Annotated in this window: 8 protein-coding genes and 1 pseudogene; all 9 read left to right on the forward strand. The window is 36.7% G+C overall.

The annotated features are described in order from the left end of the window. The first annotated feature begins 198 nt into the window (after nt 1-198). Nucleotides 199-414, forward strand: a complete 216-nt coding sequence (locus HMPREF3057_RS00275; RefSeq protein ID WP_000492029.1) for a hypothetical protein — start codon at nt 199-201, stop codon at nt 412-414. Nucleotides 415-747: 333 nt separating this feature from the next. Next, nucleotides 748-1,431, forward strand: coding sequence for a tRNA (adenosine(37)-N6)-threonylcarbamoyltransferase complex dimerization subunit type 1 TsaB (tsaB, locus tag HMPREF3057_RS00280; RefSeq protein WP_000865685.1), 684 nt, complete (start codon nt 748-750; stop codon nt 1,429-1,431). Then, nucleotides 1,428-1,865: a ribosomal protein S18-alanine N-acetyltransferase gene (rimI, locus tag HMPREF3057_RS00285; RefSeq protein WP_070695968.1), complete on the forward strand. Its 438-nt coding sequence runs from the start codon at nt 1,428-1,430 to the stop codon at nt 1,863-1,865. Before tsaB ends, rimI begins: the two co-directional genes overlap by 4 nt. Next, a complete protein-coding gene (tsaD, locus tag HMPREF3057_RS00290) occupies nt 1,855-2,865 on the forward strand; it encodes a tRNA (adenosine(37)-N6)-threonylcarbamoyltransferase complex transferase subunit TsaD (RefSeq protein WP_070695970.1) in 1,011 nt (336 codons plus the stop codon). Before rimI ends, tsaD begins: the two co-directional genes overlap by 11 nt. Before the next feature lie 103 nt (nt 2,866-2,968). Next, on the forward strand, nt 2,969-3,832 hold the full coding sequence (locus HMPREF3057_RS00295; RefSeq protein ID WP_000572854.1) for an Rgg/GadR/MutR family transcriptional regulator: 864 nt from the start codon (nt 2,969-2,971) through the stop codon (nt 3,830-3,832). Between the two features lie 471 nt (nt 3,833-4,303). Then, nucleotides 4,304-6,820: a class III lanthionine synthetase LanKC N-terminal domain-containing protein gene (locus tag HMPREF3057_RS00300; protein ID WP_070695972.1), complete on the forward strand. Its 2,517-nt coding sequence runs from the start codon at nt 4,304-4,306 to the stop codon at nt 6,818-6,820. Further along, nucleotides 6,817-8,043 carry an MFS transporter gene (locus tag HMPREF3057_RS00305; RefSeq protein ID WP_070695974.1) on the forward strand — a complete coding sequence of 409 codons (1,227 nt, stop codon included), beginning with the start codon at nt 6,817-6,819 and terminating at the stop codon, nt 8,041-8,043. Before HMPREF3057_RS00300 ends, HMPREF3057_RS00305 begins: the two co-directional genes overlap by 4 nt. Before the next feature lie 193 nt (nt 8,044-8,236). Continuing rightward, nucleotides 8,237-8,863, forward strand: a complete 627-nt coding sequence (locus HMPREF3057_RS00310; protein ID WP_070695975.1) for a hypothetical protein — start codon at nt 8,237-8,239, stop codon at nt 8,861-8,863. Nucleotides 8,864-8,955: 92 nt separating this feature from the next. Next, nucleotides 8,956-9,199 (forward strand): annotated as a pseudogene (locus HMPREF3057_RS00315) (hypothetical protein); the annotation flags it as partial.

Here is a 9,199-nt window from a genome sequence, read left to right on the forward strand (position 1 = left end):
CCGTCAAACACTGGGGGCGAATTGTTCAATCGCAATTTCAGTTCTTTAGAAACCAAAGTTTCAGGGATAGCACTGCAACCCGAAGAGTCAACGACTCAACCTGATTTTCCTATCAGTGTTGAATTACATTTTAACATTGATAGAACAACATTGTCAACAGTTTATATAAAAATAGGAATACCAAAAGGAGGATTAAGAATGTTTAGTTTGTTTGAATTTGCAGTAGGGGTTCGCCTCTTGATGTTTGTAGTCTTTGTAGCTTGTGTCTATGGGGGGAATGCCCTGTTTGTTCATCTGGAACACCGCAAAACAAAGTTCCTTTGGAAGCTTGCTTTTGTGACGCTCTATTCAATTTTTCTCCTCCTGGTTACCTATGTTGTCTGGCTCGTTTTCTACTTTGGTTTAAATGCCTAAAGTCAATTATTCCTCTAGATATACAGAAAATCCACCTCGTCTTGATAGATGGGATGGACTTTTTCTATTTTTAGGTGATATCTTTATTTTTACGACGATGTTCTTTCGTATCAAAAATCGAGTTGAAACATAAATGCCTGATCCAAATTTTTTACAAAGAACTTTTCAATTTCCTTGTTCACTTTTCTATTCAAAAAAGCTACAACTTTTTTGAATTTTTTGTGCAGAATTGCTTGTTTAAGTGGCAGGAACTTTTGTTTCAAAATAAAGAAAATTCCCATGCGCTGGCTTTTGTAGTATAATAGTAAACAGACAAAAAGATAGGAATGTGTTATGAAAGTATTAGCTTTTGATACGTCCAGCAAGGCTCTTTCTCTAGCCATTTTAGAGGACAAGCAGGTTCTTGCCGAGACGACGATTAATATCAAGAAAAATCACAGTATTACCCTTATGCCAGCCATTGATTTTTTGATGGCCAGTCTAGATTTGACATCAAAGGATTTGGATCGAATCGTGGTCGCTGAAGGGCCAGGTAGCTACACGGGCTTGCGAATTGCGGTAGCAACTGCCAAGACCTTGGCTCATACCCTGAACATTGAGTTAGTTGGGATGTCTAGCCTATTGGCTCTGGTGCCACGCCAACAAGAAGGCTTGGTGGTTCCTATCATGGATGCACGTCGCAACAATGTTTATGCAGGATTTTATCAAAACGCCAAACCAGTCTTTCCAGAAGCGCACCTGTCTTTTGCGGAAGTGCTAGAGCAGGTCAAGGATGCTGAACAGGTAACCTTTGTCGGAGAAGTTGGAGCCTTTGTGGAACAGATCCAAGAACAACTACCTCAAGCTAGCTATCAAGAAACCTTGCCAAATGCAGCTAATCTAGCTCTTTGGGCCTGGGACGAGGAAGCAGACTCCTTGCACGACTTTGTGCCAAATTACCTCAAACGTGTTGAAGCTGAGGAAAACTGGCTCAAGAACCATACCGAGTCTGGCGGGTCTTACATTAAACGCCTATGATAGAAATCAAACGAATCCAAAAACAGCCTGAACTAGCTAAAACCATCTACGCTGTCATGGCAGATGTTTACCCAGTCAGTCCTTGGGCACTGGAACAAATCCAAGCAGACCTGTCCCAAGACCAGACTTGGTACGCTCTAGCTTATGATGGGGCAGAAGTGATTGGCTTTCTAGCCGTTCAGGAGAATCTCTTTGAAGCAGAAGTCTTGCAGATTGCTGTACTGCCTAGCTATCAGGGTCAGGGAATTGCGTCAGCCTTGTTTGCTCAATTGCCAGCGGATAAGGAGATTTTCCTCGAAGTCAGAAAGTCAAACCAACGAGCGCAAGCATTTTACAAGAAAGAAAAGATGGCGGTCATCGCTGAGCGAAAGGCCTACTACCATGACCCAGTCGAGGACGCCATCATCATGAAGAGAGAAATAGATGAAGGATAGATATATTTTAGCATTTGAGACATCCTGTGATGAGACCAGTGTTGCCGTACTGAAAAACGATGACGAGCTCTTGTCCAATGTCATTGCGAGTCAAATTGAGAGTCACAAGCGTTTTGGGGGCGTAGTACCAGAAGTAGCTAGTCGTCACCATGTCGAGGTTATTACAGCCTGCATCGAGGAGGCGCTAGCAGAAGCAGGGATTACCGAAGCGGATGTGACAGCTGTTGCCGTTACTTATGGACCTGGATTGGTTGGAGCACTGCTAGTTGGTTTGTCAGCTGCCAAGGCTTTTGCTTGGGCTCATGGACTTCCGATGATCTCCGTTAACCACATGGCTGGTCACCTTATGGCGGCTCAGAGTGTGGAGCCTTTGGAGTTTCCCTTGCTAGCTCTCTTGGTCAGCGGTGGGCACACAGAGTTGGTCTATGTGTCAGAGGCTGGGGATTACAAGATTGTTGGAGAAACGCGGGATGATGCGGTTGGTGAGGCCTATGACAAGGTCGGCCGTGTCATGGGATTGACTTATCCAGCAGGTCGCGAGATTGACGAGTTGGCTCATCAGGGACAGGATGTGTATGATTTCCCTCGTGCCATGATCAAGGAAGATAATCTGGAGTTTTCATTTTCAGGTTTGAAGTCTGCCTTTATCAATCTTCACCACAATGCCGAGCAAAAGGGAGAAAGCTTGTCCAAGAAAGATCTGTCAGCTTCCTTCCAAGCTGCGGTCATGGATATTCTTATGACCAAAACCAAGAAGGCCTTGGAGAAATATCCTGTTAAAACTCTAGTTGTAGCAGGTGGCGTGGCTGCCAATAAAGGGCTCAGAGAACGACTAGCAGCTGAAATCACAGATGTCAAGGTTATCATCCCTCCCCTACGCCTTTGCGGAGACAACGCGGGTATGATTGCCTATGCCAGCGTCAGCGAGTGGAATAAAGAAAACTTTGCAGGCTTGGACCTCAACGCCAAACCAAGCCTCGCCTTTGATACTATGGAATAAAGAGTCAGCTTGAGGCTGGCTTTTTTACTCCGGAAAATGTCAGAATATTTTGACAAAGCTGTAAAAATGATGATATAATATGTAAAAATTAGGAGGTGGCCAGATGATTGAGAGAATGGAATTGGGAGAATTTTACAAGGAATTGCGGCTGGCGAGAAAGCTCAAGCAGTCAGATGTGGCTTGTGAAGGTCTAACAGCTTCTCAGTTATCCAAGTTTGAACTGGGACAGTCTATGCTGTCTGCGGATAAACTGATACTAGCTATCCAAGGGATAAATGTGACCTTTGATGAGTTTGGACACAAGCTTAATAATTATCAGGAATCCCCACATATGCGATTTGGACGAAAAGTTGTAGATCGTTTTGCCCATCAAGATATGGCTGGCTTAGAGCAACTATTAGAGGAAGTTGAGCAGGAACAGATGGCGCAGACCTATCGTCGTTTGAATGCTATTGTGATTAAAGATGCTATCCATTCCTTAGATAAAAGGTATCCGTTAGAAGAGGAGGATAGCGAGTTTTTGACCACCTATCTCTATGCTATCGAGTCTTGGACCTGGTTTGAACTCTATCTTTTTTGCAATACCATGCCTTTCTTAAGTAATCAAGATCTGATTTTTTTATCCACCTCTTTACTTGAAAAATCCAAGGAATTTAAAGAGTTGGTACACAATCAATTGTATATGAAAAGTGGTTATCTTAATATCATCTCAGAGCTCATGGAGCGTAAGCTTTTCTCTTACATCCCAATCTTTGAAGCCGAGTTGGAGAGTATGCTCCGGCCATATGATGTTTTTGAGAAAGTATCATTGCAGTTTTTAAAGAAGATGAGTGTATTCCTTCAAACCAAGGGGAGCAATCAAAAAGAGATTGAACACTTTATCCAATCTCTGCAAATATTAGAAAATCCACAATTAACAGCCCTTTTTGAATTGCGTTTGCAGCAATACAAAGAGCTTATCGATTAGTTAGAAAAGGAATGACAATAACCCACTCTAAAATAAGTAGGAGTATCAGTTGGATTTTGCTTTTTTTCATCATTATATCCCTCCTTGTGAGTAGTACCTTCATTATATCAGGGAAAGAGTCAAATCTACAAAAATCGCAAATGTGAAATTTCCATGAGAAAAAATATCAAATATGCGATTTTCTAAAATGAGCTAATTTCTGTGTTATACTGTCCTTGTAAGACATTTGAAGCAAATCCTAGGTTGCAGAAGTGGTTTACAAAGAAAAATAATTAAAGGAGAAAAGAAATGCATAATCTAATGGAACTTGAATTGTTACCTGAAGAGCCAGTAATTACTGTATCACGTGAAGTTTGTAAGTGGACTTGCTCATTTACTGCTCTTTAAGAATAATTGGTTAAAATTAAGGATAGTTAATTACTAATTAACTATCCTTAATTTCATTTTAGAGATAATGTATTTATTATATTTATGGATAGATTACAAACAATGCTGAATAAAATACAAGTTGACACTTACCATAAAAATGGGTGGTTATTTGTGAAGTATAGTAACAATAAACTTACACAGGGATGGAAACTTCATGTAAGCAGTCAACTAAAAGACGCTTGTAATATTTTTTATATTGTTGCACAAGAGCTGGAGAAGGAAAGATGTAACTACAAAGTTCTAGATTGTTTGGATGAGTTAAAAAAATTGAATTCTCCGAGGGAAGTTTCTCCTACTGCAAATAAGTTTATCACTATATATCCGTCTAGTAGGAAGCAGGCCAAACGAATAATATTAAATCTAAAAGAAAAGTTAGAAAACTATAAAGCTCCAAGGATTTTATCAGATTTTCAATGTGGTGAACATTCTCCAATACATTATAGATATGGGGCGTTTAAAGCAATTAAAAACTACAATTTTTCTGAAAATAAAATTGTCTACATGATGAAAAATAGTAGAGGAGAATTAGTAGAGGATCTGAGATTAAATTATCCGTATTTGCCAGAAGGGGTTAAGGATTTATTTACTGATGTGGAAAAAAATAAATTATTTAAACCCTCCCCGGGAATTCCAGAGAATCACCCTTTAAATCACTATAATATCGAGTGTATTCTGAAAAAATCCAATAGAGGAAATGTTTACAGAGCTGTAGTAAAAAATAGTAATCAGAAAGTGATAATAAAACATGCACGACCATATGTTTATAGTTGGGATGATGGTTTCTCTGCAATTGATGAATTAAAGAATGAAGCAACAAATTTGAAAGTATTTCAGAACAAGTCCTATACGACAGAATTAATTGAAGAGTTTTATGTCAATGAAGATTACTTCGTAGTGCAAAAGTTTATACCAGGATATAATTTTTTTGATTTAAAAAATATTGATATCGAAAAAAATGTAATTATTAATAATATAATTGATATTATTAATGACATTCATGCTGAAGGATATTTAGCAGTGGATATTTCTCCAACAAACTTTATATTGGATGATTTTGGTCGTGTTAGGTTAATAGACCTAGAAAATTTTACAAACAAAAATAATACTGTTAGAAGAGCTGCTACAAAATTCATGATAAATACTGATTGTTCCTCAAAAATTTGTACCATTCAACAGGATTATTTTGCACTTGCAATGTTGAGTTTGGCGATTATGCGCGAGCATGTTTTAATATTTGAAGGAGAGGACGTCTTCTTAAATATAACTGCTTTAGATAAAATCAAGTCTTGTATGTATATGGAGAAAGAAATTGGGAACATAACTAAATCGCAATTTAACTGGTTGATGTATTTATTGAATTTAAGTGAACAAGAGAAGTTAGACCGATTCGAGAAGATGAAGTATATAAACGATTTTGAAGATGAAAATATAGGATTTCATTCAAAGAGAGTTAATTCCTCATTCGATTTTCAAATTGAAAATGAGACACTTATTAACTATCTTCTTTCATTAAATATGAATAGAGAAAGTAGGATACTAAATTCAAATGAATTTGGAGAATTTGTTAGTCCAGTATCGTTTCAACATGGCTTATCAGGATATTTGTTTTATTTATCACACATGAGAGACATTTCTGACAATGGTAGAATTATCGAGTGGCTTATCTCTGAAGGAAATCAAAATAAAGGAAATGGGTATTTAAATGGTTATTCAATTTTATTTGGTTCTTCTGGATATCTTTGGGCATTATTAGAGTTCTATAAAAAATTTGCCAGCAACAATCCAAGTAGAGAATTGATTATAGATAAAACTAGAGAAATTTATAAAGACTTGATAAGTAATTATCAGAAAGTTGAAGTATTTGACTTTGCTTTAGGAAAGTCAGGTGTTTTATTGAGTATTATGAAATACTGTATAAATTTCAATGATGTCGATAGTATGAAATTTATTAGAGAAAAAATAGAGGAGTTATATTTATATTTTGTAGAAGAGATACAAAATGTTAATAGTTTAAAAGAATGTAATTTTGCACATGGTTTAGCTGGGATTGCATACGTAATTTCAATTTATAATTCGGAATTTGAATTTAAGGTAGCTTACGAAAATAGTATTAATGTATTTAATAATCTGTTAGAAAATCTGTTAGAAAATGAATATAGTAGACTAAATGCAACTCCTACAAATTTAGAACTATCGTGGTGCGAAGGAACTTCAGGAATCTTACTTTATTTTGAATTATTATATGATAAAAGGTATTCAAAAATAATTTCAAGATTTCAACAACTTGCTTTCAAATTCAATCTTATTCAGTCAAGTTGTTATTGTCATGGTTTATCCAGTTTGTTGCAAACTCTAAACTATCAGGATAATTTAAATTTACGTGAGAATGTAATTGAGATTTTATTAAGTAGATCCAAAAGAGATAAAAATGGTATTTTGGTATTTGAATGTGAAGAAAGTTCAGATACATTATTTGATTTTGGAATCGGAAATCTAGGGATTTATTGGTCTATTCTTGGGGAAAAGTTCCCATTTGAATTCAAAAAGGAGTTGCGATGAAAGTATTTATTCAAAATAGAGATTTTAGGCAATTAACCATCAACCAGTGGATTTCAACGGTTGGGGATACGATTTTTTATCTTGCTTTTTTGAATTATGTGGCAGACGCTTCGTTTGCCCCCTTGGCGATTTTACTCATTACGATTTCAGAGACTGTTCCTCAAGTTCTGCAAATCTTTATGGGAGTTTTGGCTGACTTTCAACATTATCGTGTTCTAAAGTATACGGTTATTAGTTTTGTCAAATTTGTACTTTATTCTATAGTTGCACTTTCGCTTTCAGGGCAGTCCTTTTCCTTATGGCTTGTATTCTTTATTTGTTTGATGAACCTCTTGTCGGATACATTGAGTTACTTTTCAGGAGCCATGCTAACTCCTATTTTTATAAGAATCATTGGGAAAGAACATCTGACAGAAGCTATTGGCTTTAAACAATCAACAGTTAGTTTAGTTCGTACAATCAGTAATATTCTAGGAGGGGTTTTACTAGGAATTCTTTCCATTCAGTTCATTTCCTTGCTAAACGCTCTGACGTTTCTGATAGCATTTGTAGGTATTCTTCTCATAAAAAATGATCTTTTGAAAGTTGAAAAAACAATTAGCTATCAAGAAGGTCTTTCTATAAAATCGTTTTGCCAGCATTTGTTCCAATCATCGAAATTGATCTGGAATATGGATAGAGTAATCTTCATTTTATTTATCGTCTCTATCAGCCAAGCGGTGATCAATGTCACTGTTCCTATTTCGACTCTTTTTTTAAGAATCCAACCGTTTTTGAATTTACAAACCGGTCAATCACTCGCTTTGTTATCAACACTAGAATTGTTAGCACTTATTGTTGGAAGTCTTGTGAGTGGCTATCTGAAAAATACGGTTTCTATAAAAACAGCTCTATACGCTTCGGTCGTCATCCAGTTACTCCTTCTAGTAGGATTTGCCACAGTTCATTTTGGTTTGATTCTGCTTTTCAGCTCCTTGGATGCCTTCATCGCAGGGTTACTCTCTCCTAGACTGCAAGAACTCGTCTTTAAACAAATACCTGAGGAGTCAATGGGAGCGGTTCAATCCTCTATTGGTGCTATTACGGTTGTTTTACCAAGTCTATTCACAATCGTTTTCGTAACGATTGCTACAAGTTTTGGGACCCTAGCGGTCAGCTTTATTCTATTGCTATTACTCCTAACCGCATTTGTCATGCTCTTGAATATTCGTGAGAGCATTTAGTAGGGAACTTTGATTTAACTTTTGTTCATACGATAAGGCTGGCGCTCCAGTCTTTTTCTTATCTCCAATATCTAATAATAGTCCTTGCTCAATTCCTTGTTACCTTAAATGAAAAAGTAATTTTAGAATCTAACCACGGAATCCGACTCTATCAAAGTTTGTCAATCATAGAGTTTTTTAGTATAGTAGAAATATGAAATTTACAAAAATAATCAGTGGTTTGCTTGCTCTTGGAGTGATAATCTTATTTATAAAATCTTACCAAAATTTTAAAAATTTGGAATTTCCTAGTACGCAGTTAGTCATGTTTAAATCGCTTTCGTTTTATATGTCTGTAGAATCTTTTGAAAATACATTTGTCGCAGCTGACAAAGTCGTGGAAGAGGAGGAAATGGCCTATCGTGATACTTGGCGTGCAGAAGACCCGTATTTCTATAAAACAGGTCGCCTTTTCTATTATTACGAAAATATGAGATGGGAAGGCTATACTATCCGCGCAGATTTTACATTTTCAAAATGGCATACCTTGGAAGAAGCGAGGGCTTCTTTTCCTGTTGCTTCAAAAATGGAACAGAAAGAACTACTTGACAAACTATCGCAGGCTATAAAAACAGAAATTGAATCTTTACCAGACTATCAGTCTATGACAGTTGAAATGGTAGGACTAGATCAAGATTCTTATCAATATAAAGTCAAATTACAAGGGCAAACGGAGGATCTCTGGGTCGAGGTTTATTCGACAGAACTTGGATATCATGAAAAGCTTGAAGATAAGGAGTATGGGGTTGGGATTAGTCAATATCGGAGGCATGCATCGTAATCCTTTCCTTCTATACCATAGAATAAAGAGTCAGTTAATTGTTGACTTTTTTATCTTGGACAAATGCCCGAGTTTTTTAGTATAGTAGAAATATGAAATTTACAAAAATAATGAGTATGGCACTTGCTCTAGTGGTATTGTTGCTGTCTTTAATGGTTTTTCGGATGTTTCAAAAGACGCAATTGGTCATGTTTGAATCCGTTTCTTTTAATATGCCCCTCGAATCTTTTGAAAAAGCGTTTGAAAAACCTCATGAAATAGTAGAAGAGACAGAAACAGGCTATAACAATCCTTGGCGTGCAAAAGATCCTTATCTCTATAAAACCGGGCGCCTTT

Origin of the sequence: Streptococcus sp. HMSC072D05, from assembly GCF_001815805.1 — a bacterium.
In the GTDB taxonomy this organism is placed as follows: Bacteria; Bacillota; Bacilli; order Lactobacillales; family Streptococcaceae; genus Streptococcus.

Bases quoted from the DNA above. Each gene is read 5' to 3' on its own strand.
- HMPREF3057_RS00275 (WP_000492029.1), top strand. From the start codon at position 199: ATGTTTAGTTTGTTTGAATTTGCAGTAGGGGTTCGCCTCTTGATGTTT.
- tsaB (WP_000865685.1), top strand. From the start codon at position 748: ATGAAAGTATTAGCTTTTGATACGTCCAGCAAGGCTCTTTCTCTAGCC.
- rimI (WP_070695968.1), top strand. From the start codon at position 1,428: ATGATAGAAATCAAACGAATCCAAAAACAGCCTGAACTAGCTAAAACC.
- tsaD (WP_070695970.1), top strand. From the start codon at position 1,855: ATGAAGGATAGATATATTTTAGCATTTGAGACATCCTGTGATGAGACC.
- HMPREF3057_RS00295 (WP_000572854.1), top strand. From the start codon at position 2,969: ATGATTGAGAGAATGGAATTGGGAGAATTTTACAAGGAATTGCGGCTG.
- HMPREF3057_RS00300 (WP_070695972.1), top strand. From the start codon at position 4,304: ATGGATAGATTACAAACAATGCTGAATAAAATACAAGTTGACACTTAC.
- HMPREF3057_RS00305 (WP_070695974.1), top strand. From the start codon at position 6,817: ATGAAAGTATTTATTCAAAATAGAGATTTTAGGCAATTAACCATCAAC.
- HMPREF3057_RS00310 (WP_070695975.1), top strand. From the start codon at position 8,237: ATGAAATTTACAAAAATAATCAGTGGTTTGCTTGCTCTTGGAGTGATA.